Origin of the sequence: Moraxella porci DSM 25326 (assembly GCF_002014855.1) — a bacterium.
Lineage (GTDB): Bacteria > Pseudomonadota > Gammaproteobacteria > Pseudomonadales > Moraxellaceae > Moraxella > Moraxella porci.
The window spans coordinates 19,858-40,899 of record NZ_MUYV01000010.1 but is presented as its reverse complement, the minus strand read 5'-3'; the positions used below and the strand labels follow the sequence as shown (position 1 = coordinate 40,899).

Genomic DNA, 21,042 nt, shown 5'->3' with positions numbered 1-21,042 from the left:
AAAAGAGTATGGCATAATACGGCAGATGCCAAACCATTTTTGGATGATGATACCATCCAAAATCAATCAACGATGATTAGATGGACTATTTTACAAGATAGCCTTTATTTTTGCTAGAAAAACCCCATTTATTCTAACAATTTTCATCAAAAACTGATGTTTGTGCGTTATTTACATCATAATTTTAATAATATTTGACAATTTTTATTGATAATCAGCCAATTTTGCTGATTTAAGGGCAAAATTTTGTATCAATTTATCACCCAAGCCAAACTACCAACCATTCATGGCGACTTTGATATTCATGTATTTGAAAATGAAGACGGACAAGAACACATCGCCTTAAGCTTTGGGCTACCAAGCACCGACCCGACTGCCGTGCCACTGGTGCGGATTCACTCCGAGTGCTTGACTGGGGATGCTTTTGGCTCACTCAAATGCGACTGCGGCCCACAGCTGAACGCCGCCATGCAAGCCATTCAAGCGCATGGTAGTGGCGTGATTTTATATTTACGCCAAGAAGGTCGCGGCATCGGTTTGACCAACAAAATCCGTGCCTATGCCCTACAAGATCAAGGACATGACACCCTAGAAGCCAATCTACTGCTTGGCCTACCTGCCGATGCTCGCACCTATGAGATGTGCCAAGTGATGCTCTCACACCTTGGCATCGCACAGCTTGCATTGATGACAAACAATCCAAATAAAGTCAATGACTTGGTTGAACAAGGCTTTGATGTCGTTGAGCGTCGTCCACTGATTGTCGGTGTGAATAAATACAATCAAGACTATCTGAGCACCAAAGGCGTGAAGATGAATCATTTTATTGATGCCGATGATTTGACAGATCACCAACACCGATAATCATTAAATCGAGATAATTATGGACACACAAATTGCCCGCGTACGCGAATTTTTATTAAATTTACAAGACAACATCATCAAGGCGCTTGAACATCAAGAACAGACAGGCGGTGTCGATGGTGGTAGCGAGACCAAATTTATCGCCGATATTTGGGAGCGTCCCGAAGGCGGCGGTGGCAGATCTTGTGTATTCTCAGGCGGTCAAGTCATCGAAAAAGCTGGCGTGATGTTCAGCCATATTCATATCAACCAAATGCCAGCTTCTGCCACCACTCGCCACCCACAGCTGGCTGGTGCAAAGGCGCAAGCGCTTGGTGTATCACTCGTCATCCACCCAAAGAACCCTTATGTGCCGACCAGTCATGCCAATGTCAGACTGTTTGTTGCTACCCCTACCGATGGTGGTGAGCCAATTTGGTGGTTTGGCGGCGGCTTTGACTTGACGCCATTTTATCCTTCGCTTGATGATGTCAAGCACTGGCACAAGGTGGCTTATGAGCTGTGTCAGCCCTTTGGTGACGATATCTATGACAAATACAAAACATGGTGCGATGAGTATTTTTATCTTAAGCACCGTGGCGAGTGCCGTGGCGTGGGCGGACTGTTTTATGATGATGTCAACACAGCTAGCACAGGTTGGGATTTTGAAACTTGTTTTGCATTCATGCAGGCAGTCGGTCAGGGCTATATCGATGGCATTGTGCCGATTTTTGAAAATAACAAACATCGCGCCTATGGCGAGCGTGAGCGTCATTTTCAACTGTATCGCCGTGGTCGCTATGTCGAGTACAACTTAGTTTATGACCGGGGCACGCTGTTTGGACTACAATCCAATGGCCGTACTGAGTCGATTTTGGTATCGATGCCACCACTGGCTGCATGGGAATACCGCTATGAGCCAACAGCTGGCACCCCTGAATTTGAGCTGACGGATTTTTATCTTAAGCCAAAAGATTGGCTGGCACTGTGATGCGCTGATCAATGATCACCCCTTAACCAAAAAAAGCATCGCTTATGATGGGCGATGCTTTTTGGATTTAAATAGATTCGTCAAGTTTTTTAAAGTCGATTCTGGTTTCGCCCGTCGGTATGCCTCGAGCATAGATTCTTGGGATTTTGCCCATCAGCGTATTGTCCTGCTCGATGATGGTTTCATAGTCACAAATCAGGCATTCATCAACTCGGCGATGGCTCAGATCAGCATTCAGTGCAGGATCGATTTGGCTGTATAATCGCCACACGACGCGATCGCCCTGCTGTAGCGTCGATGAAGTGAGCGTAAAGATGCTACCGCCCTCATCACAGCCGATGTGCGTCTTATCAAAATCAAACCCCACATCCGTGATCGGATGCGCATCCATAAAGCCAAAGATCCGATCGCTGGCATAGACATCTTGGCGCACATACGGCCAAACGCAGTAGCGCAAGAAAAACTGATCGATGTGCTGATGACGCTTGGGATTTTCTGCCAAATAACTCATCATCATGCCAAGCATATTTGGTACACTGCCTGCCTTAGCACCCCACAGACCCGCCAAAATCAGCTCAGTATGCGAGCCTGAATCTCGAATGGTATGAAAGGTTTTGCCGCTATCGATCCACTCGCGCACGCTTGTCGCTTCACGATGCGAGATGACAGAATCCACATCGCGGAACACGACATAACCCAGTGACGCATCATCCATCGCCAAAAACCGCCACATCGTCCCAGGCAAACTTGCTGCATCGCCCTTGACCTGTATCACTTGAGCCTTCTCTGCTGTCAGCCGATCGATGGCCGTCTGCGGCACACTGTCATCAACATAAAATCGACACTGCCAATTTGGATAGACCTCACCGACAATCTGGGCATTAATTACCGCTGTCTCGATGTACTCAGAGCGATCGCCAAATAGCGAAAATGCGATGAGATTTTGCTTACTGTCTTGATCCAGATCCATAAAAGATGGCGCAATCACAGGCGGTGTCGGCGATTTATCCATCACCAGCTCATCACGGATCATCAGCGCCTGCCTGCCATAAACGCCTGCATTTCGCCAATCTCGTTTGGCACCATAGGCATGTGACAGCACATCATAAGCATTGAGATGCTTAGGATCTATCGCAATGATCTTTTTGGCGGTAGCAATGGCATTATCCCACGCCTCTAGGTGAATATAACAAGTCGCCATGTCACTTAATGGCGCTGTTTTATTTGGGATCAGCTGATGCGCCTTTTGAGCCATGATCAAAGCATCATGATGGCAGCCAACGCTGCGCAATTGATGAAATTGATTTAGCAGCACATCCAATTGAGCTTGGATGTTGGATTTGTTTGATTTGGCAGGTTTTCTTTGTTTGACCAAATGGCTTGGCGGCTTAGGCAGGGGTAGTTTCATGATTGAGCTCAAACAGGATTGGTATGGCAGATATGCCAAGCTTAGCAAAGGTGAATTATACCATCGAATCTTCACAACTCAAATCATCCGCCTTTGATCCAGCTTTGTTAATTTTTGGTATTTTGTTTAATTTTTGTTTCATTTTCATCTAAATTAAGGTTTTTTGGAAGCTTTTTCGGTAAAATGCAATTTTCAATTTATTGCAATTACAAATTGCGCATAAATAAATTTAGCCATTGATTTTTTTAGCCACCGATAAAAAGGAAGTGACCATGTTTCACAAAATCGCTCTAGCATCTGTGCTGTCTGCTGTTGTTCTAACTGGCTGCAACAACGCAGCGACGACCACCGCCCAAGACAACACCCTGATCGAAAATCGCACCAAGCTGATGAAAGACTGGCGTCAAGCCAATGAAGGCATGAAAGCCATGATGGAAAATCCAGCCACCTTTGATGCTGCCACCTTTAAAGAACGCGCTGATTTCATCGCCAACAATACCACCACCATGTGGACTTATTTTGATGGTGAAACTGCCAAAGGCGGCGATGCGCAAGACGCCATTTGGGCAGATGCTGCTGGCTTTAAAGCAGAAACTGAAAAATTCACCGCTGCTGCCAACGCCTTGGCTGCGGCAGCCGCGACCGCGACTAGCGCTGCTGATGTTGAGGCACTGTATGGTGAGATGGCAAGCAGCTGCGGCTCATGCCACAAAGTTTATAAAAAATAAGCTTCGCATCACAAAAGCTGCCGACTGTTTGGTTGGCAGCTTTTTTTGTTTGATACATGCGTCATCGAAATTGTCGCTTGATGAATGACACGCTGTCATCTTTGGCTTTTTTGATGGCAAGCTTGCGATTTTTGCCGAGCATCAGGCGGATTTGCCACAGTTTTTCTTGATACAGCGCCAGATAATCAAGGCGGCGATCGGCATACATCACGCGTTTGGCGGCCAGTACTGCATCTGGCGAGCGCGCTTTTATATCCTTGATCAATGACTTGGCATGCGCCTTTGGATCATCCGATATCTGTGTGACAATCCCAGCGGCCAACGCCGCCTCGGCATCGATCATCTGTGCAGTCATCGCAAGCTTTGCCACATGATCACGACGCACATCAGCTGCCGTTTGCGTGATGCCCATATCCGCCACCAGACCCCATTTGGCCTCCAGTACCGAAAATCTCGCCTGATCACTTGCCATGCGTATGTCAGCACCCAAAGCCAACTGCAACCCACCGCCAACACACACGCCATCAATCACCGCGATCACCGGCACAGGCAGCGATCGCCAAATCAGACACACCTGTTGAAACTTACTCGGTGTCGGCTTGATCAGCTGATACGCGGCAAATGCCATGTTTTTGGGATTATTTAAATCTGCCAAATCCAGCCCAGAACAAAAATCCGCGCCTGCACCCTCCAAAATCACCGCCCGCAGATGCCGCTGTTTCTTGATGGACTTGGCAGCATCGATCAGCTCGTCCATCATCAAAAAGCTAAGCGCATTTTTCTTATCAGGACGATTGAGTGTAATGGTGGCAATGTCATCGCTCATCTGAACGAGAATTTGGCGATAATGAGTCATGATAATCCTTAATCAGTCAAATAATAAAGCTTTAGTGTAACAAAAGACAGTCAAATTTTAAGCGATCATTGTCAACTCATCAGTCAAATTCCACCCATCTTAACGATAAGCGCGCAGCACGCTGATGACCTCATGGCGAATCATCTGTGCCGATGGCATTTTTTCGGCATGAAAGCGGATGATGGGAATGCCTGCACTGGCAAGCGCCTTATCTTTTTTGGCGTCTTGCTTTTGGCGAGTTTTACTCTCATGCGTCCAATCATCCAGCTCAATGGCAGCCAGCACCGTTTGTAGATCTTCATCAACCAGCACAAAATCAACACTTTGACGACAGACGCGATTGAACCAAAACTGGCGCTCATCCGCCACCTCTTCGGTCGGCTCAATCATTCGAGATAACTGAACTTGTCCAAACAGATGAAATTCTGGCAATGCCATTTTTAATTTTTTATAAAACAGCACCTCGCTGTCAGTCATCAAAGGCATCGGCTCAAACGGCCAAACTGGCAGATCATCGCCTTTGATTTTTTTGGCTTTTGGGCGAAACAGCACATATAAAACTACGCACACAAGCAGTAGCCCAACGATGAAAATATAATCCAAAATACACTCTTTTTATTGTGACATATCAGCCATTAACAGATGCAAAAAGCACGGCAGAATCCGTGCTTTTGACTGATGGGGCTTTGGTCGGTTTATTGTACTTGATGCACAAAAGCACCTGGCGCACTGACGCGTGAGTCATCAGCGATTTTTTTACGCAAGGCTTTGGCACCCTCTTCGCTTTTTTCATTACCCACCAACACTCGCAGGCCGCGGCTGGTGCTGCTGGTAGTCACACGATAGCCTGCTGCACGATATTGTTTGACAATCTCATCGACTTTTTCTTTGTCTGGTGAGATGGCAACTTGCACCGTGTATCGGCCAGACATCTGCGGATTTTGCGACTTGGTTTCGGTCTTGGTATCCGATTTTTTGGTGTCGGATTTTTCTGTTGATTTATTTTGAGTGGTGTTGCCTGACTTGGATGCCTCTGACTTAGCAGCTTCCTGCTTGGCCTTGGCCTCACGAGCTTTATTATCACGCTCCAAACGCGCCACTTGAGATGCCGATGGGATCTTAATGCTGCGACCTGCGCGCAACAGATCATGGCGCGTCATACCATTGGCCTCAGCCAATGCCGCCACAGAAACACCATGGCGATTGGCGATGCCCTGCCAAGTTTCACCCGCTTGGACTTCATAAGTACCTGCTTTGGCTGGTGCTTTGACTTCTTTGGTATCAGATTTGGTATCAGCCTTGTTGTCGTCAGTTTTTTTAGCTTCTTGTGCCTTGGCTTGCTGACTTTGGGATTTGGCCGCTTGTTCGGCTTTTTTGGCCGCCTCTTCAGCTTTTTTGGCTTCTTCAGCCTTACGCGCAGCTTCGATGGCTTCTGGGCGTGTCTGCACCGTCGGCGCTGCGATCAGCTCACTTTTAGCGGCGCTGTCAGCAGAAACTTCTTGGGTATTGCTTAAAGGACGACCTGTGGCCTCGGCATTGGCCTTATCCAGTGCCTGTTTGCGCGCGTTGTTTTGTTCTTCAAGCAGTGCAGCGGCTTGTTTTTGCATTTGCAGATTATGCGCCTCACGCGCACGCTGTTTTTGGGCAAGTAGGCGCTCTTCTGTGGCGACATCAGCAGTTAAAGGTTGCACCACTGGTTTGGCGACTTTGGTCGTGGTGGTATCTTCGGCGGCCGCCTGTGTAGCAGCATCCGCCGCAGAATCATTTTTTGCCAATGCAAAAAAAGCCACGCTACCACCAATGATGAGCGCCACACCCAACATAACTTGCTTTGATACCATAACCTATCAACCTCATCACCAAGCCTGCTCGATACAGGCTAAGTATTATCATATCCGATCGACTGCACCCATCGCTGATATGATGCAGTCATCTTAAACTGTTAAAAATATAATTTTTTGGGCAAATTGTCAAGCTGTTTCATCAAAAGCATACTTTGCATCACAGCGATCATTGCCATCATCTTGTATTGATCACAATGCTTTAATAAGGCCTGCCCAATAACGCCACCAAACTCTCGCCAATGGTGTGAAATGAGCCAAACGCTACAATCAGATCTTGCGGGTGGCTGGCGTCAATTACCCCAAAAGTCGCCTTATCTAGATTCTCATACACCACCATATCAATATCAGGCACACACGCCTGCATGATGCCTGTCAGCGTATCAATATCCATCGCTCGCTCATGGCTGATGGCCGCCGTATGCCAACTTGCTGATGGCAATGCACCATCAACTATCGCTAGATGGATGTGCTTGAGCACTGCCGATACATCCTTATCCCCAAGCATTGAGAATAAGAAATATAGCTTGGCATCAGGATGCTTAACAAGATGCCTCTGCCATGCGGTCGTCAGCTGTTTTAACAAAAACTTGATGCCATCTTCATTGTGGGCAACATCAAAAATCCACTGACGATCTTGAATCACTCTTTGGTCAAATCGACCTGCCAACTGCACCACAGATAGACCGTGCTTGATGGCATCTAGGCTGATGCCAAGATTACTTGCTTGGGTAGCAGCAACGGCATTGACGGCGTTTTGTAGAGATAATTTTGGCAATGGCAACTGTGCCGTTAGACTTGCCGATGACCAAATCCAACCATCGCCTTTGGCAAGATAATCATAATCCACCCCCAGCTGATAAACCTTGGCGTTGAGCCGCTTTGCGATTTGAGTGACGCTACTTGGTAGATTTTCATCACCCAAAATCACAGGAATACCCTCACGGATAACACCGGCTTTTTCGGCACCGATTTTTTCGATATCATCACCCAGCCAATCCACATGATCGATGCCAATATTGGTAATCACCGCCACATCAGGATCGATGATATTGACCACATCCAATCGTCCGCCTAGCCCAATCTCAAGCACCCAAACATCACAGTCTGCCTGCTTGAACAGCCAAAATGCCGCCAAAGTCGTCATCTCAAAAAACGACAAGGATAAGCCCTCAGCCAGACGAGCCGACTCCACCGCTTCAAATGCCAAAATCAAAGCCTCATCACTCGCCTCGATGCCATCAATCCGCACTCGTTCGGTGAATGACACCAAATGCGGTGATTGATACAAGGCGGTCTTTAGCCCTGCACTTTGGCAGATAGCGGCGATGGTTGCTGTGGTTGAGCCTTTGCCGTTAGTGCCTGCGACAGTAAAGATCGTTGGCTTCTTTTTTAAATCTGCCTTTAACACACCCAGTCGCTCGGCAACTGGCAATACCCGCTCAAGCCCCATATCGATGGCGGATACATGGATGCTGCCCATATAGGTGAGCCATTGGCTTAAGTTTCTATCTGTCATGTGAATTTTTCCAAAAATTTTGGCATATTGTAAACTTATCCTCGCCCAAACACAACAAAACACCCAAAACCATCGGTCTTGGGTGTTGTATTACTAAGCTTATGCAGCAGCTTTGGATAATTTTGCCAAAATGCGATGCGTGGTATCAATCAGCTGATGACGGTGCACCACCATATCTACCGTGCCTTTTTCGAGCAAAAATTCAGCACGCTGGAACGGCTCGTCAAGCACTTCACGCACCGTCTGTTCGATCACTCGCTTACCTGCAAAGCCAATCATCGCCTTAGGTTCAGCGATATGTACATCGCCAAGCATGGCAAGACTTGCCGTCACCCCGCCATAGACTGGATTGGTTAGGATCACCACATAAGGCACACCAGCCAATCTTAGACGCTCAATCGCAGCACTGGTGCGAGCCATCTGCATGAGCGATAATAAGCCCTCTTGCATACGCGCACCACCTGATGCAGCAAAACAGACCAGTGGCTTACGCTCTGCTAAGGCTTTTTCGGCAGCTTGGACAAATCGATCACCCACCACTGAGCCCATCGAACCGCCCATAAAGCGAAAATCAAACGCACAAGCAATGACATCCAGATTCTTAAGTTTACCTGCCATCACCACTAAGCCCTCAGACTCACCTGTCTTGGTCTGCGCTTCTTTCATACGCTCAGGATAAGGCTTGGAATCGACGAAGTTTAGCGGATTGCCTGCGGTGAACTCTTGACCCAGCTCAGCATCCACACTATCAAAGAACCACTCCAAACGCTTACGAGCCGTCATGGTCAGATGATGGTCGCACTCAGGGCAGACATATTGATTCAAAATCAGTGCTGTATTAGTAGTCAGAGAATGGCACTCAGGGCACTCAGTCGATGGCTCAGTCTCTACCGCTGTCAAAGTCGGTACAGTGGTTTGTTTGATACCAGGGACAGCACGCTTTAGCCAGATGGTTGGCTCGGTGGCAGTTTCGCTTTGGCTCATGTGATTTTCCTTTTTACTATAGTGTCAAATTGGGCGTACCCAATGATTGTCATATAGTTTACACTTGTAAATCGATTTTGGCAAAGTGATTTTGCAAAAGATGGTAAATTTTTGGGTAAATTTGCAAAAATCACACAATCAGCCGTCTTTTGATAGCTCAGACAAGCTGAATAAATCAATTACACTTCTGCCAGTGCCGATTTGAGCTCATCCATCTTGGCAAGTAGCTGATCAATGGCAGCAGCGACTGCTTGCTCATCGGATGCATCGATATTGGCAAAGTTTTTAACAAGCTCACTGCCGACAATCACCCCATCTGCCACCGCACCCAACGCCTTGGCAGATGCGCCATCACGAATACCAAAGCCGACACACACAGGGATGTCGGTTTCGGCTTTGATTTTTTGGACTTGTTCAGAGACCGCTGCCACATCTAGACTCGCTGAGCCTGTGACACCTTTTAGCGAGACATAATAGATAAATCCACTACAGTCCTCAATCACTTTGGCACGGCGAGCCGCTTCGGTGGTCGGTGATAGTAAGAAAATTTGATTCATTGGATTATCAGTGCGTGCGGTGAGTTTCTTTGGAAAATCACCTGCTTCTTTTGGTGGCAAATCCACCATCAAAATCGCATCCACACCAGCATCAGCACATAAATCGCTAAAGGCATCATAACCAATAATTTCAACAGGGTTTAGATAGCCCATCACAAGCACAGGTGTGGTGGTGTTGGTCTTACGAAATTCTCGCACCATCTCGATGGCATCACGGGTGCTTGTGCCTGCTGCCAAGGCGCGCTCAGCTGCGTGAGCAATCACAGGGCCATCTGCCATCGGATCGCTAAATGGCAAGCCAACTTCGATGACATCCGCCCCATGCGCCACAAGCTTGTGCATCAAACCCACCGTCACCAAAGGGTGTGGATCACCTGCCATGATATAGGGAATTAGGGCTTTTTTATTTTGGGCTTTGAGATTCTCAAAGGTTGTTTCGATACGGGTTTTCATAATTTTACTCTTTATTTAGACTAATAATTTACCAATTTCTCACCAAAATATAATTTTATACTGGTCATAATTGACGCATAAACTGCTACAATTAATAACACCAACCCTGATAAGTAGTTGATAATTGAAGTAATTTTATGATTGGTGATTTTGGTAAATAAAACAGCATAGATTGACAAAATAAGATAATCAAGCACAATCCAAATGCCTACCAGCATGACTGTTGCAAGCCATTTATTTTGTGAAATATTAAAAAACATAGGAAAGAAAGCAACAAAAAACAGTATATCTTTAGGATTGGACAATCCAACAATCAACCCATCAACAAATCCTTTATTGTAACTACTCGTTGATACATCAAGATGTTTATGCTCGCTCATTTGCTCTTTTAAAATTCGCAAAGCAAAATACAACAAATATAATGAGCCAAACAAAGTTAGCCACAGCATTGCAGATTGACTAATTGCAAGCACGCCTTGAATTACCGCCATTGAGCAAGCGATTAATACCAAAGATGCACAGTTAGTACCTGCAATGGTTTTTAAACCCGCCGATATTCCATGCTTAATACTGGTATTTACCACCATGACAGTGACAGGACCCGGCGTGCCTAGAAATAAGATTATGGTTGTTATGTATGTGATTACCAATATCCAATCTATTGCCATAATACACCTACTTAGTTAATTATCAATCCACATCAATCCCATCAACTTTCATCACCGTGTGCAGATCTTTATCGCCACGGCCTGACATATTGACGATGATGGACTGATCAGGACGCATCGTTGCAGCCAGCTTCATGCCGTATGCTACTGCGTGCGAGCTTTCGAGCGCTGGGATGATGCCTTCTTTGCGGGTGACTTCACGAAATGCGTGCAAGGCTTCTTCATCGGTTGCGCCGACATAGTTCACACGGTTCATATCCTTTAAAAAACTATGTTCAGGGCCAACACCTGGATAGTCCAGCCCTGCTGAAATCGAGTGCGTACCTAGGATTTGTCCTTCGTCATCACACATCAGATAGGTGCGATTGCCATGCAGCACACCGATGCGGCCTGCTTGTAGCGGTGCGGCATGATGCGGTGTATCGATGCCTAGTCCATTGGCTTCGACACCATACATCGCCACTTCAGTGTCATTTAAGAAATCATAAAACAGACCAATGGCATTACTACCGCCACCGACGCACGCCACGAGCGCATCAGGCAGCTTGCCTGTTTTTTCTAGATGCTGGACACGAGCTTCACGACCGATGATCGCCTGAAAATCACGCACCAGTAGCGGATACGGGTGCGGCCCTGCTACTGTGCCGATGATATAATAGGTGCTATCGACATTGGCGACCCAGTCACGCATCGCTTCATTCATCGCATCTTTGAGCGTGCGAGAGCCACTGGTCACAGGCACGACTGTTGCACCCAAAAGACGCATCCGATAGACATTCATCTTTTGGCGTTCGACATCATCAGCACCCATATAGACGATACATTCAAGCCCCAATCGTGCCGCAATCGTCGCCGTCGCCACGCCATGCTGACCTGCGCCGGTCTCGGCGATGATGCGTTTTTTGCCACTCATTTTGGCAAGTAGCGCTTGACCGATGGTGTTATTTACTTTGTGCGCACCTGTGTGGTTCAAATCTTCACGCTTAAAATAAATCTGCGCCCCACCAATCTCATCCGATAGACGGTGAGCATGATACAGCGGTGTCGGACGACCCACATAATCGGTCAAATCCGCCATAAACTGTGCCCAAAATTCAGGATTGGCTTTGGCTTGATGATACAAGACTTCCAGCTCTTCTAAGGCTTTCATCAAGGTCTCAGACACAAAACGGCCACCGTGAACACCAAAATGCCCATCAGCATCAGGATAGTTATTATAATTCACTACATCTGTCATTACATTTGCCTTATCATTAAAAGAAAATTAAATATCTCGAGCCACTGCCAAGCCTGCATAAGTCTGTGCTGTCGGCATCATCTCAATCGAGTTGATATTGACGTGCCATGGCTGAGAGACCACCCATTGTACAGTATTGCTAATATCTTTGGCGGTCAAATATTCCACACCCGTATAGACGGCTGCCGCTTTATCATCATCGCCCTTAAAGCGGACATTGCTAAACTCTGTACCACCGCACATTCCTGGTTCGATGTTGGTCACACGCACTCGAGTGCCAATCAAATCAGCGCGCAGATTATTGCTAAACTGCTTGACAAATGCCTTACTTGCACCATAGACATTGGCACCAAAATACGGATGATTGCCCGCCGTTGAGCCAATATTAATCACTGTACCGGCATTATTTGCCACCATAAACGGTAGCACAATCTGCGTCACTGTCACAAGCCCCTTGATATTGACATCAATCATCGTCTGCCAATCACTCAAATCCGCTCGATGTGCAGGCTCAAGCCCCAAAGCAAGCCCTGCATTATTCACCAATACATCAATGCTCGCCAAATCAATCGCCGATAAGCTTGCCTGCACCGCTTTAGCATCTGACACATCAAAGCATAGTGGCACAAATCGCTCACCAAGCTCAGCACGCAAGGCGTCTAGCTTATCCATGCGTCTGCCAGTGCCATAGACGGTATGTCCTGCTGATACAAAATCACGGGCGATTTGTTCGCCAAATCCTGCCGTCGCCCCTGTGACGATGATGTTCATGATTTATTCCTTTTTATTTGGATAAAATTAATTTAACAAACCAACCTTCATTGTACCGATAAAATGTGCTTTTAGCAATTTTTTGACGCATTTTTATTGGCGGATATACCATTGGCATTCTTAGCAAATTCTGCCATCTTGCGTGCATCCTTGATGCCCTTGGCAGACTCAATACCACCGCTGACATCCAAAGCATACACAGGTAAATCCGCTGTCATCGCGACATTGTCAGGTGTCAATCCCCCTGCCAAAATAATCGGCAAAGGCGAATCGGTAGGAATCAGCGACCAATCAAATCGCTCACCCGTACCGCCAAATTTATCCGCATGATAAGCATCCAGCAAAATCGAACTCGCCCCTGCCATCTGATACTCACGGATGAGTGCCAAGATACTCGTCGGCGTGTGGCGTGTGGCATCGATACGCAGTGCCTTAATCCAGCGTTTATTGACAAGGCTAGCTTGACGCTGACACTCATCAGGCGACTCATCACCATGAAACTGAATGACATCAACCCCTACACCCTTGGCAATCGCCATCAGCTCATCATCACTGATATTCACCACGAGCGCCACAAGACTGGTAAAGGCAGGCACTGCTTGGGCAAGCTGTTTTGCCTGCTCGATACTGACCGCTCTTGGACTTGGTGGATAAAAGACCAAACCGATGGCATCAACGCCGAGTGCCACCGCTTGCTGGATGTCTTCACAGCGAGTCAATCCGCAATATTTAAGTTTTTTCATGATGTTGCTTAGCTTTGTTTTATAAATACAATGAAAAATGCCAAATTAGCCAATCAATTTGGCACAAGCTTGGCTTGTTATGGCTTGACTGCAAGCTTGCACGCCCCTGTGCCTCGGGTGCTGACTTCGACCACGCTACCTGTCAGCATAAATAGACTTTTGATTTGCTCGGCAGCGCTCGTCATCGCAAGGTTTAGCACATCGCCTTGGCAAGCTTTGGCCAGCACTTCGGCTTTGGCATCTGCTTGTACTTGGGCGAATAACTTGGGATCACCTGCCACCGTACCAAATAGCCCCGTCTGCCAGTCATAGACTTCGATATCATCCAAAAACACTTCAAACACCTGCGATGGCGGTAGCGTGATATGCACCCGATTGATGGTTTCGCCTTGCTCATTTTTGGTTTGGCTAATTTGTACCATCTCAGCACTGATACCGCCAAGATCCACGCCAGCCAATACTCGCCCTTTGATGATGAATAAGCCTTTTTGCTTGTCCTGCCACAGATTTTGCCAAGTGCCTGCCTTGTCTGCCGTCACGATGGTATCCACGCTATAAGCCACCGTCTGTAGTCGTGATAGCGTCTGAATTTCAGTGATGATACCGTCTTTGGTGATGGTATTGACATAGTTATCCGACTTATTGATAAGCCAAAATCCTGCCATCGCCAAAATCGCTACCATCACTAAGATGAGTAGTACATAGACGAGTGCATTGCCTGTTTGTTTGCTTTGGGGAATTTTCATCAGTATTCACCTAATCAATCGTTTAGGATTAAAATACCACAAAAGCCTGACAAATTGTGTAAAAATTGCGGAAATTTAGTTGCATAAATGGCGTTTTTTGCCGTAAGATAGACAGGTTATCTTTTGTCAATTTTATTGTTTATCGTATTTGCAAATTATCATTAGATTTTATAAGGTTAGTCATGAAAGCCAGTCAATTTTTATTCGCCACATTAAAAGAAACGCCAAACGATGCCGACATCGTCTCAAGTCAGCTGATGGTGCGTGCCGGTCTGATTCGTAAGCTGGCATCAGGTCTGTATGTCTGGATGCCAATGGGTCTTCGAGTACTCAAGCGTGTCGAACGCATCGTGCGTGAAGAGATGGATGGCATCGGTAGCCAAGAGCTGCTCATGACCGTCACTCAGCCGGGTGAACTGTGGCATGAGTCTGGCCGCTGGGAAGATTATGGTGCAGAACTGCTTCGCTTCAAAGATCGCCATCAGCGTGATTTTGTGCTTGGCCCAACCCACGAAGAAGTCATCACCGACATCGCTCGCAATGAACTAAAAAGCTACAAACAGCTGCCAGTCACTTTTTATCAAGTACAAACCAAATTCCGTGACGAAATCCGCCCACGCTTTGGGGTGATGCGCGCTCGTGAATTTACCATGAAAGATGCCTATTCTTTCCACATTGACAAAGAATCACTGGCCGAGACTTATCAAGATATGTACGATGCCTATAGCCGTGTCTTTAGCCGTCTGGGGCTTAAGTTCCGTGCAGTACAAGCGGACACAGGCTCTATCGGTGGCTTTGCATCGCATGAGTTTCATGTCCTAGCTGACAGCGGTGAAGATGATATCGCCTTCTCAAGCGAATCAGAGTATGCCGCCAATGTCGAGCTTGCCGAAGCCATCTGCACCGATGTCCGCCAAGCGCCAAGCCAAGCACGCCAAGATGTCGATACGCCAAATATGCCAACTTGTGAAGCGGTGGCAGAGCATCTGGGTATCGCCCTGACTCAGACGGTCAAGACCTTGATTGTCAAAGGTGCGTATAGTGAAGAAAATCCTGATGCACCAAAACTTGTGGCGCTCGTATTGCGTGGCGATCACACATTGAACGAAATCAAAGCCGAAAAAATCGCTGCCGTCCATGCGCCACTGACCATGGCAAGCGAAGAAGAAATCAAAGCCGCTGGCCTAATCAAAGGCTATATCAGTGTCGATCTCACCATCCCTGTCTATGTCGATCGTGCCGCTGCTGCACTATCTGACTTCGTCTCAGGTGCCAATGTCGAGCATAAGCACACCACGGGCATGAACTGGGAGCGTGATGCCGCCATCACCGAAATCGTCGATATCCGCAATGTCGTCGATGGCGACCCATCACCAGATGGTAAAGGCGTGCTGTCTATCAAACGCGGTATCGAAGTTGGTCATATCTTCCAATTGGGTGATAAATACTCAAAAGCCCTGAACTGCTCAGTACTTGGCAAAGAAGGTAAGCCTGTGACCTTGATGATGGGTTGTTATGGTATCGGGGTGAGTCGTATCATCGCTGCCGCCATCGAACAAAACCATGATGACAATGGCATCATCTGGGCAGAGCCACAAGACAAAGCCGACAGTATCGCACCGTTTTATGTCGCTATCGTACCGATGAAATCAAAAGACGGTCAAGCCGAACAAAAAGCCGATGAGCTGTACCAAACGCTCAAGGCTCGTGGCGTCAATGTACTGCTGGATGACCGTGATGAGCGTCCAGGCGTGAAGTTCGCTGATCTTGAGCTTATTGGTATCCCACATCGCATCGTCGTCTCTGAACGCAACCTTGCCGAAGGTAAATACGAGTATGTCAATCGTGCCAATGGCGAAAAAGTGATGCTAGATCTTGAAGAAGTCTTGGCGAAGTTCTAATCACCAAGCCAGTTTGGCTAATATAAACCGCACCCCAAAAGTTGGATTCAACTGTCAGCCTTTGGGGTGTTTTTTGGGACAATATCTATTGGTTTTTTATGGTGCGTGGTACGCATCCTATTGGACTATGGAAATTTTTCGTCACCTTGGATTAAATTAGGGGGATAGTTATGAAGATTTATAAAAGTTTGGTAGATATTAATCTATTAAAAGAATATCCAGACTATGACCCATGTTTAACTGATTTTAGTAACTATGTTGCCAACTATGTCAATCTAGAATCTTTAATTGCCTGCGCTGGGCTGTTTGCACCCGAATTTATAGAATACAATGACAGGATTTATCTTGGTGCTAATATTGTTTACGATAAAGAGTTTAAGCCAGATTTTAGTTTAGCTCAAAAGATAGCTGGCTTGAGTGAGTCTGATATTCAAAAATATACCAATATGTTTGAGTTGGGCAGCTTCTATTTACTAGCAAGCTCACAGGCACTTGATAACGATATTTTGTTTGATGAATTTGCTAAAATTATTCATTACTTTTGGGATAGAAGGTTAAAGGAATTGTTCCCAAGCAGGTCTTTTCATTTTATTTTAGAAGAAGATATGTATGGAGAGCAGGGATTATGCCTGACTTTTTATGAAGAGTTTTAATGGTGCGTGGTATGCGCCTATTAAGCTACGCAGGCTGTTGAATATGTTCACATATTCCAAAAGAAAATAGGGTATTTTCATAAAACAAAATATCAATTCTACCATCAATCTTGTAAACTTCACCACCTTCGATGACTGGAGCTTCTTTGAAAAAAGATATATTTTTTTCAAACAAAAAATCATCAATATGTTCTTTTCGAATTGGGCTCATTTTGATGTTATCATAAAAATCCAATTTAGATCCATCAAAAGAAAAACTTGTAATCCTATCGTTAATTAAAAAGAATTGTAAAGCTCCATAACCTAATATCTCAGGATATGATTTATGTTGCTTTGCATAATCTATAGGATTTCCAAATACATAAAGAACATCCTGTTTTTGGCAGTTGGTCCTGATTCCAAATAGACTTTTTGTTTTAATAATATTTTTTATGATATATAAATCAATTATCACTTTTAAAGTCTCTCAACGGCGGTTTTGAGTGCGGTAGGATGCATATAACACACCATCGATTTGATTTTTTGATGGTGTGTTATACACCTGTCTTAGTACGATAAATTATTGGCTTTATTGACGCACCAAACGCCCAATGCTCGGCATCGGATGGTTTAGCACTCGTACAGGATTGATGTCAATGCCACCGCGGCGAGTGTAGTTGGCTTGCACCATCAGACTTGTCGGTGCATAGACCGTCAATAGATCAGCAAAAATCTGCTCAACGCACTGCTCATGAAAGCCATTATGCTTACGAAAACTCAGCACATACGCCAACACCTTGGCATACTCTACCTGCTTGGCGGTTGTGATAGACACCGACAGCGTACCCCAATCTGGCTGATTGGTCACAGGGCAGTTTGAGCGAAGCAGATTGGTATGAAATTGAAAGGTTTGCACCACGCCATCAACTGCTGTGCCAAGTAGCGACGCATCGACATCATCAACGACAGCGACCGCATCACCCCCATCAAGCACAGCATCGATACACTCGCCCACAGGTCGCACCACTGCAAAATCAGCACCATCAAGCGAGCTGATCTGAACTGTGACCGACGCCCCCACACACGCTGTCAAGTCACGCTCAATGGTCTGTTTGACAGCAGATACATCATCAAACTGGGTGAAATTTAGACTATTTAGGTAGAGCTTGAGCGATTTTGACTCAACGATATTTGGTGAGTCAGCAGGGATAGTGATACGAGCGATGGCAACTTTTGAGATGCCTTGTGGGTTTAGCCACGACAGCTCAAATGCCTGCCATACATCAACGCCTGCCATCAGATGCTCTGCCGATACACCTGACTTTGCCAAAATCTCATCTCGACCAATCGTGCGGCTGATGGCAAACAGCACACTGCTGTCATAGCTTTGGGGATAGCTGGTACTCTCACCCAAGACACCGTGAATACTCATAATTTTCTCTTAATAAAACAAATCATCCATCACCATCTGACACGTCGATGGCAAATCATCAATCACAACCGCAATCTTGAACCATTGGCAAGTAAGCGATACGAGATGACATACAATACCACGCAAAAGCCCAAAATCGCCACCAACGACCACCAAACATTAACATCTGAGTAGCCTAGGATGCCGTAGCGAAAGGCATTGACCATATAGACAATCGGGTTTAGCAAAGATAAAGTCTGCCAAAAACCTGATAGATTTTCTAAAGAATAAAACACACCGCCAAGGTAGGTCAATGGCGTCAGCACAAAGCTTGGAATAATCGAAATATCATCAAACGAACGAGCAAAGACCGCATTGATGAGACCTCCCAAACTAAACAGCACAGAAGTACCGACAATGGTCGTCAGCATCACGCCTAGGTGCGTGATACCAAGCTTGGTAAAAAACAATGCCACGATGGTCACAATCAATGCAATCGCAAGCCCACGAAACACCCCGCCTGCCACATAGCCAAACAAAATCGTATGCTTGGACACAGGCGATACCAGCAGCTCTTCGATACTGCCTTGGAATTTCATACTAAAAAAACTCGACACCACATTAGAGTAGCTATTGGTAATCACTGCCATCATAATCAGACCCGGCACGATGAACTGCATATAGCTCACCCCGCCCATCTCACCGACACGACTACCGATCATCTGACCAAAAATCACAAAATACAGCGTCATCGTGATGACAGGTGGCAATAGCGTCTGCGGCCAGATGCGCAATATCCGCTTGATTTCTTTGATTAAAATGGTGGTGAATGCCACCCATTGCTTGCCAAAATTCATAAGATACTCTTGTTGTTATTATTTAGTCATTGGAGAGTTTTTCGGTCAGATTATTCTCAACCAAGCTCATAAACAGCTCTTCTAAGCGATTGGATTTATTTCGCATGCTGGCGATTTGCACTCCTTGGGCGGATAATTGCGCGAAGACATCATTCAAGCTTTCGCCTTTTTTGAGTGTGACTTCAAGGCTTAGCTCATCGACTTGTTGAAATTTGACGACATTGGTTAGATGGATTTGCCCATCAAACACTTTGGCAAAATCCAAAATAAAGCTTTCGATATCAAGACTTGCCAACAGACTTTTCATATCTGTATTGATGCGAATCTCGCCCTTATCCAAGATGGCGATGTGCTTACACAGCTGTTCAGCCTCTTCTAGATAATGGGTAGTCAGAATAATCGTCGTCTGCTCTTCACGGTTGATGTATTCCATAAACTCCCACATCGAACGGCGTAGCTCAATGTCCACACCTGCAGTCGGCTCATCCAAGATGAGCAGTTTTGGCTTATGCATCAATGCACGAGCAATCATCAAGCGACGCTTCATGCCACCTGACAGCATACGTGCCTTGGTATCTTTTTTATCCCACAGACCCAGCGCTTTCAATAGTTTTTCGGCACGGGGGCGAGCATCACGAGCAGTAATGCCAAAATACCCTGCTTGATTAATCAAGATATCTTGGACGTTTTCAAACTGCATAAAGTTAAATTCTTGGGGAACGACACCTAGGAACTCTTTGGCTTTGGCAGGATTTTTGAACAAATCCACCCCAAAAATCTCAACCGTTCCTGCCGATGGTGGAAATAGGGAGCTGACAATGCCAATCGTCGTGGATTTGCCAGCGCCATTTGGCCCAAGCAATGCAAAAAATCCGCCCTGTGGCACAGTCAAATCAATGCCCTTAAGCGCAGTAAAGCCATTATTATAAGTCTTGGTCAGTCCGCTGATCTTAAGTGCAGGAACTTCGGTGGTTGGCGTCATAATTTTCTCGAATCATCATTTGTCATACTAGATGATGGCTTGAGCGGATTTTTCAAGGCAAAGCCATCAACTCTAAGATTTTGACAATAATTTTGACCAATAAAAATCCCAAGCCATCGTATCGACAGCTTAGGATCAGCAGCGATCAGCCATCAATCCATCACTCAATAGATGGATCGGAGGCTAATCGAAGTAAAGTTTTTTACACTGCCCAAATAATTATTGTGCAAGAATGTAATCAACTGCGTTTTGGACTTCTTCATCAGACAGATCAGGGCTGCCACCACGCGCTGGCATGGCGTTAAAGCCATTGATGGCGTGATCATACAAAGTGGGTTTGCCTTTGGCTGCACGAGCTGCCCAGTCGGCAGTGCCAGTTTTTGGTGCGCCAACCAGACCTGCGTCATGACAGGTTGCACAGATAGCCTTATAGATGCTCTCACCATCACGCGCTTGGCCGTCAACAGCTGGTGCCAATACAGTGATATTAATGTCGCACTCTTCACCATCAAAGCATACTTTGCCATATGGTGCGATACGAGCGATCAGATTTGGGTACATGGCGACCAGCTTTTGTACCTGTGGGCTGTCTTGTGGGATGGCTTCTTCAGGTTGGGCAGCAGGTGCAGCAGCTTCGGCAGTCGCTTCGGTCGCGGCTGCATCCGCTGGAGCGGCGGCTGCATCGGCAGCAGGTTCTGGGGTGGTGGCAGCTTCAGCAGTCGCTTCGGCTGTGGCTGCAGGTGTGGTGGCAGCTTCTTGTGCTTGGGTTGCCATCGCTGACGCCGCCAACAATGCAGCAACAGAAAACATAACAGCTTTTTTCATGTCATCATCTCGTTTTATAGCCTTGAGCAAGCGCTCTGGGGGTGTCGGACCGTGTGCAAATCACCATGCAAAACCACCGTCCCAACGAT

Annotated in this window: 22 protein-coding genes; 5 read left to right on the top strand and 17 right to left on the bottom strand. The window is 46.3% G+C overall.

The features are described 5' to 3' along the window. Positions 1-246 precede the first annotated feature (246 nt). Both ribA and hemF read left to right on the top strand, forming a co-directional pair. Complete coding sequence (ribA, locus tag B0681_RS07450) at positions 247-864, top strand: GTP cyclohydrolase II (protein ID WP_078318113.1); 618 nt, start codon at positions 247-249, stop codon at positions 862-864. Between the two features lie 19 nt (positions 865-883). After that, positions 884-1,834: an oxygen-dependent coproporphyrinogen oxidase gene (gene hemF / locus B0681_RS07445; RefSeq protein WP_078318112.1), complete on the top strand. Its 951-nt coding sequence runs from the start codon at positions 884-886 to the stop codon at positions 1,832-1,834. Positions 1,835-1,901: 67 nt separating this feature from the next. On the opposite strand, the gene B0681_RS07440 is transcribed toward hemF, so the two are convergent. After that, positions 1,902-3,242: a tetratricopeptide repeat protein gene (locus tag B0681_RS07440; RefSeq protein ID WP_078318111.1), complete on the bottom strand. Its 1,341-nt coding sequence runs from the start codon at positions 3,240-3,242 to the stop codon at positions 1,902-1,904. 272 nt (positions 3,243-3,514) lie between these two features. Here B0681_RS07440 and B0681_RS07435 point away from each other — a divergent pair, with 272 nt between their 5' ends. Then, positions 3,515-3,970 carry a c-type cytochrome gene (locus B0681_RS07435; RefSeq protein WP_078318110.1) on the top strand — a complete coding sequence of 152 codons (456 nt, stop codon included), beginning with the start codon at positions 3,515-3,517 and terminating at the stop codon, positions 3,968-3,970. A 61-nt stretch (positions 3,971-4,031) separates the two neighbouring features. Here B0681_RS07435 and B0681_RS07430 read toward each other — a convergent pair whose 3' ends face one another. The 11 genes from B0681_RS07430 to B0681_RS07380 all read right to left on the bottom strand — a co-directional run bounded on the left by B0681_RS07430 (position 4,032) and on the right by B0681_RS07380 (position 14,345). Then, positions 4,032-4,826: a crotonase/enoyl-CoA hydratase family protein gene (locus B0681_RS07430; RefSeq protein ID WP_078318109.1), complete on the bottom strand. Its 795-nt coding sequence runs from the start codon at positions 4,824-4,826 to the stop codon at positions 4,032-4,034. A 99-nt stretch (positions 4,827-4,925) separates the two neighbouring features. Continuing rightward, positions 4,926-5,429, bottom strand: coding sequence for a DUF2726 domain-containing protein (locus tag B0681_RS07425; RefSeq protein WP_228143884.1), 504 nt, complete (start codon positions 5,427-5,429; stop codon positions 4,926-4,928). Positions 5,430-5,521: 92 nt separating this feature from the next. Then, complete coding sequence (locus B0681_RS07420; protein ID WP_078318108.1) at positions 5,522-6,667, bottom strand: SPOR and LysM peptidoglycan-binding domain-containing protein; 1,146 nt, start codon at positions 6,665-6,667, stop codon at positions 5,522-5,524. Positions 6,668-6,869: 202 nt separating this feature from the next. After that, positions 6,870-8,186 (bottom strand): bifunctional tetrahydrofolate synthase/dihydrofolate synthase, encoded by a 1,317-nt coding sequence (folC, locus tag B0681_RS07415; protein WP_078318107.1) that lies wholly within the window; start codon positions 8,184-8,186, stop codon positions 6,870-6,872. A 99-nt stretch (positions 8,187-8,285) separates the two neighbouring features. Then, positions 8,286-9,170, bottom strand: coding sequence for an acetyl-CoA carboxylase, carboxyltransferase subunit beta (accD, locus tag B0681_RS07410; RefSeq protein ID WP_078318106.1), 885 nt, complete (start codon positions 9,168-9,170; stop codon positions 8,286-8,288). A gap of 179 nt (positions 9,171-9,349) precedes the next feature. Then, positions 9,350-10,180, bottom strand: coding sequence for a tryptophan synthase subunit alpha (trpA, locus tag B0681_RS07405; RefSeq protein ID WP_078318105.1), 831 nt, complete (start codon positions 10,178-10,180; stop codon positions 9,350-9,352). 20 nt (positions 10,181-10,200) lie between these two features. Further along, the gene (locus B0681_RS07400) at positions 10,201-10,848 is read right to left on the bottom strand and encodes a LysE family translocator (RefSeq protein WP_078318104.1); all 648 of its coding nucleotides are present in this window, start codon (positions 10,846-10,848) and stop codon (positions 10,201-10,203) included. A gap of 22 nt (positions 10,849-10,870) precedes the next feature. Continuing rightward, entirely contained in the window at positions 10,871-12,085 is a 1,215-nt protein-coding gene (gene trpB, locus B0681_RS07395) for a tryptophan synthase subunit beta (protein ID WP_078318103.1), read from the bottom strand. A 27-nt stretch (positions 12,086-12,112) separates the two neighbouring features. Then, on the bottom strand, positions 12,113-12,856 hold the full coding sequence (locus B0681_RS07390; RefSeq protein ID WP_078318102.1) for an SDR family NAD(P)-dependent oxidoreductase: 744 nt from the start codon (positions 12,854-12,856) through the stop codon (positions 12,113-12,115). 71 nt (positions 12,857-12,927) lie between these two features. Next, on the bottom strand, positions 12,928-13,599 hold the full coding sequence (locus B0681_RS07385) for a phosphoribosylanthranilate isomerase (RefSeq protein WP_078318101.1): 672 nt from the start codon (positions 13,597-13,599) through the stop codon (positions 12,928-12,930). A gap of 77 nt (positions 13,600-13,676) precedes the next feature. Further along, positions 13,677-14,345, bottom strand: coding sequence for a DUF4230 domain-containing protein (locus tag B0681_RS07380; RefSeq protein WP_078318100.1), 669 nt, complete (start codon positions 14,343-14,345; stop codon positions 13,677-13,679). 182 nt (positions 14,346-14,527) lie between these two features. Here B0681_RS07380 and B0681_RS07375 point away from each other — a divergent pair, with 182 nt between their 5' ends. Then, on the top strand, positions 14,528-16,246 hold the full coding sequence (locus tag B0681_RS07375; protein ID WP_078318099.1) for a proline--tRNA ligase: 1,719 nt from the start codon (positions 14,528-14,530) through the stop codon (positions 16,244-16,246). Between the two features lie 170 nt (positions 16,247-16,416). Beyond that, a complete protein-coding gene (locus B0681_RS07370) occupies positions 16,417-16,899 on the top strand; it encodes a hypothetical protein (protein ID WP_078318098.1) in 483 nt (160 codons plus the stop codon). Positions 16,900-16,924: 25 nt separating this feature from the next. On the opposite strand, the gene B0681_RS10365 is transcribed toward B0681_RS07370, so the two are convergent. The 5 genes from B0681_RS10365 to B0681_RS07345 form a co-directional block, all read right to left on the bottom strand. Then, positions 16,925-17,353 carry a hypothetical protein gene (locus B0681_RS10365; protein ID WP_143821228.1) on the bottom strand — a complete coding sequence of 143 codons (429 nt, stop codon included), beginning with the start codon at positions 17,351-17,353 and terminating at the stop codon, positions 16,925-16,927. A 114-nt stretch (positions 17,354-17,467) separates the two neighbouring features. Then, positions 17,468-18,310 (bottom strand): NADPH-dependent 7-cyano-7-deazaguanine reductase QueF, encoded by an 843-nt coding sequence (queF, locus tag B0681_RS07360; protein ID WP_078318096.1) that lies wholly within the window; start codon positions 18,308-18,310, stop codon positions 17,468-17,470. 62 nt (positions 18,311-18,372) lie between these two features. Then, entirely contained in the window at positions 18,373-19,146 is a 774-nt protein-coding gene (locus B0681_RS07355) for an ABC transporter permease (RefSeq protein ID WP_078318095.1), read from the bottom strand. A 22-nt stretch (positions 19,147-19,168) separates the two neighbouring features. After that, the gene (locus tag B0681_RS07350; RefSeq protein ID WP_078318094.1) at positions 19,169-20,128 is read right to left on the bottom strand and encodes an ABC transporter ATP-binding protein; all 960 of its coding nucleotides are present in this window, start codon (positions 20,126-20,128) and stop codon (positions 19,169-19,171) included. 219 nt (positions 20,129-20,347) lie between these two features. Then, entirely contained in the window at positions 20,348-20,953 is a 606-nt protein-coding gene (locus B0681_RS07345) for a c-type cytochrome (protein ID WP_078318093.1), read from the bottom strand. Between the last annotated feature and the right edge of the window lie 89 nt (positions 20,954-21,042).

What these genes read in the sequence shown, in the direction of transcription:
- hemF (WP_078318112.1), top strand. Translation starts at nt 884, where the DNA reads ATGGACACACAAATTGCCCGCGTACGCGAATTTTTATTAAATTTACAA.
- B0681_RS07440 (WP_078318111.1), bottom strand. Translation starts at nt 3,242, where the DNA reads ATGAAACTACCCCTGCCTAAGCCGCCAAGCCATTTGGTCAAACAAAGA.
- B0681_RS07435 (WP_078318110.1), top strand. Translation starts at nt 3,515, where the DNA reads ATGTTTCACAAAATCGCTCTAGCATCTGTGCTGTCTGCTGTTGTTCTA.
- B0681_RS07430 (WP_078318109.1), bottom strand. Translation starts at nt 4,826, where the DNA reads ATGACTCATTATCGCCAAATTCTCGTTCAGATGAGCGATGACATTGCC.
- B0681_RS07420 (WP_078318108.1), bottom strand. Translation starts at nt 6,667, where the DNA reads ATGGTATCAAAGCAAGTTATGTTGGGTGTGGCGCTCATCATTGGTGGT.
- folC (WP_078318107.1), bottom strand. Translation starts at nt 8,186, where the DNA reads ATGACAGATAGAAACTTAAGCCAATGGCTCACCTATATGGGCAGCATC.
- accD (WP_078318106.1), bottom strand. Translation starts at nt 9,170, where the DNA reads ATGAGCCAAAGCGAAACTGCCACCGAGCCAACCATCTGGCTAAAGCGT.
- trpA (WP_078318105.1), bottom strand. Translation starts at nt 10,180, where the DNA reads ATGAAAACCCGTATCGAAACAACCTTTGAGAATCTCAAAGCCCAAAAT.
- B0681_RS07400 (WP_078318104.1), bottom strand. Translation starts at nt 10,848, where the DNA reads ATGGCAATAGATTGGATATTGGTAATCACATACATAACAACCATAATC.
- trpB (WP_078318103.1), bottom strand. Translation starts at nt 12,085, where the DNA reads ATGACAGATGTAGTGAATTATAATAACTATCCTGATGCTGATGGGCAT.
- B0681_RS07390 (WP_078318102.1), bottom strand. Translation starts at nt 12,856, where the DNA reads ATGAACATCATCGTCACAGGGGCGACGGCAGGATTTGGCGAACAAATC.
- B0681_RS07385 (WP_078318101.1), bottom strand. Translation starts at nt 13,599, where the DNA reads ATGAAAAAACTTAAATATTGCGGATTGACTCGCTGTGAAGACATCCAG.
- B0681_RS07380 (WP_078318100.1), bottom strand. Translation starts at nt 14,345, where the DNA reads ATGAAAATTCCCCAAAGCAAACAAACAGGCAATGCACTCGTCTATGTA.
- B0681_RS07375 (WP_078318099.1), top strand. Translation starts at nt 14,528, where the DNA reads ATGAAAGCCAGTCAATTTTTATTCGCCACATTAAAAGAAACGCCAAAC.
- B0681_RS07370 (WP_078318098.1), top strand. Translation starts at nt 16,417, where the DNA reads ATGAAGATTTATAAAAGTTTGGTAGATATTAATCTATTAAAAGAATAT.
- queF (WP_078318096.1), bottom strand. Translation starts at nt 18,310, where the DNA reads ATGAGTATTCACGGTGTCTTGGGTGAGAGTACCAGCTATCCCCAAAGC.
- B0681_RS07355 (WP_078318095.1), bottom strand. Translation starts at nt 19,146, where the DNA reads ATGAATTTTGGCAAGCAATGGGTGGCATTCACCACCATTTTAATCAAA.
- B0681_RS07350 (WP_078318094.1), bottom strand. Translation starts at nt 20,128, where the DNA reads ATGACGCCAACCACCGAAGTTCCTGCACTTAAGATCAGCGGACTGACC.
- B0681_RS07345 (WP_078318093.1), bottom strand. Translation starts at nt 20,953, where the DNA reads ATGAAAAAAGCTGTTATGTTTTCTGTTGCTGCATTGTTGGCGGCGTCA.